Below are 1,310 nucleotides of genomic sequence, written 5' to 3' on the forward strand. Positions count from 1 at the left end.
AGGTGTATCCCGGACACATGGTTTACACCTTATACCGGAGACATGGTTTACACTTCCGGTAAAAAAGGATTGGCGGCGGGTTCGACCCGCCCCACATCCTCATCAAAGAATCCTAGATCATATTCCATAAAGCTGACCAGCCAGATTCTGTCAGCAACTTCCCTGATCCCCACGTTCTGCCCTGCAAATACCGTACTGAAGTTGATCTTGCGGTTTCCGATGCAGATGCGGCCGCATTGGGTCACCCTGATCGTGCGATCGTGATAAGGATACTCCGGTTGCTCTGGAGGGCGATACCTGCGCACTGAGGGTGTATAGAGATCACCGGGATACCGACCGCCCAGTGCCTGGTGAGGTCGCTCATTGTTGTAAACCTCTTGGAAGCTGTCGAAGCGTGTCTGTTGTTGCAGGAAATTGTAGGACGGTGGCTTGGTGGCCTCTGCTTTGAGTGTGAGGTGCATGCGTTCGTGGCGCCCGTTCTGCTCCGGGTGACCCGGCTTAATGCGCTCGATGTTGATGCCGAGCCGGAGCCACCATACGGAGAGACGGCTCAGGCCAAACAGCGCGTTGGGTGAGGCGAACGGAAGGCCATTGTCAGTGCGTATCGCCTCAGGCAAGCCATATTCCTTGAAGGTCTGCTCAAAGACGCTGAAGGCAAAGGGCGACTTGGTGGACTCAAGGCCTTCACAGGCGAGCAGGTAGCGGGAACGATAATCGGTGATAGTAAGCGGGTAACAGTATTGCTGGTTGCCCAGCAGGAACTCGCCCTTGTAGTCTGCACACCAAAGAGCATTGGTGGCTTTGGGATCGCTTAGCGGTGTTCCCTCAGCGCGATAACGTCTGCGTTTGCGCCGCTTGACCAGGCCGTTACGGTCGAGGACCGCATGAACGGTGCTCTTGGCAGGCGGCTTGATCATGGGGTATTCCCGGATCAGCTTCTCACGGATCTTAGGAGCGCCCCAGGTAGGGTGCTCGCGCTTGATCTGGATGATCGTCTTCTCCACCTGGAAGGGTAGCTTGTTGGCGTGGCGGTAGGGTCGTCGCGTTCGATCCTCGAGGCCAATCAGCCCCAGGTCTTTGTATCGATTGAAGATTTTGTAGCCCGTAGGGCGGGATATACCAAACTCTCGGCATAGGGCCGCCATCTTCTCTCCTTCGAGCAGCCTGGCGACAAATCTGAGGCGTTCATCCATCGGTTTACACTCTTTCCACGGCATCTGGAGGCCTCCTCCAAATACCTAAATGTGTAAACCATGTCTCCGGCGGCCGGCGCTCCGGTATATTCTGTAAGCTATGTGTCAGGAACTACA

General features: G+C 55.6%; 1 protein-coding gene. It reads right to left on the reverse strand.

Annotated features, from left to right (window positions below; all coding sequences use genetic code 11):
* Positions 1-47: 47 nt before the first annotated feature.
* The gene (locus tag F0M18_RS19885) at positions 48-1,193 is read right to left on the reverse strand and encodes an integrase core domain-containing protein (protein ID WP_262501008.1); all 1,146 of its coding nucleotides are present in this window, start codon (positions 1,191-1,193) and stop codon (positions 48-50) included.
* Between the last annotated feature and the right edge of the window lie 117 nt (positions 1,194-1,310).

The organism is Pseudohalioglobus sediminis (assembly GCF_008370495.1).
Lineage (GTDB): Bacteria > Pseudomonadota > Gammaproteobacteria > Pseudomonadales > Halieaceae > Halioglobus.